The organism is Psychrobacter sp. 1U2, from assembly GCF_051847575.1.
Window position 1 is genome coordinate 1 of record NZ_JBPYDC010001643.1, and the last position, 551, is coordinate 551.

Annotated in this window: 2 protein-coding genes; both read right to left on the reverse strand. The window is 44.6% G+C overall.

What is annotated here, in order from left to right:
- The coding region (locus tag ACS8FD_RS23630; protein ID WP_439277643.1) for a F0F1 ATP synthase subunit delta at positions 1-340 on the reverse strand (340 nt) is incomplete at its 3' end.
- Positions 341-353: 13 nt separating this feature from the next.
- Positions 354-551: F0F1 ATP synthase subunit B family protein (locus ACS8FD_RS23635; RefSeq protein ID WP_439277644.1), on the reverse strand; the 198-nt coding region annotated here is incomplete at its 5' end.

A 551-nucleotide genomic window follows, 5' to 3' on the forward strand; every position in this document is an offset into this window, starting at 1 on the left:
CTTGTTGTGCCAACTGCTTAATAAAATTATCAAGGGCTGGTGACACTTTAGAATAGCTAATACTATTACCAGAGTGAGAGCCTTTACTCTCGCCTAGTAGCTGTTTAAAAGCAGAGTCGCTATCACCAGCTACTTGTGAGTCATAAAGATCAGTCAGCGCAGCTGACTTATGCTCAGCAGAAACAGCTGGATTTTCCAGCCAAGTACTGAACGACTTGTCATTGACAACGTGACTGGCAATAAACAAGAAGTTTTCCCACTCATTTACTACCCCATTTTCGTTGGCATAGTCAAACGCGGCTTTAGCGTACGGTCGTGCTAAGGTTGATAAGTCAGCCATGATATCCTCACAATTACAGCTTCGCCGCCAGTTGATCTAACATACTGGCATGTTTTTGCTCATCGACTTTGTCTTGCAAAATCTTTTCTGCACCAAGTACAGCCAGTTCAGCTACTTGAGCACGTAATGATTCACGCGCTTGGTTAATTTCTTGCTCGATAGACGCTTGCGCTTGTTGACGAATACGCTCGCCTTCTGCTTGCGCTTGCGT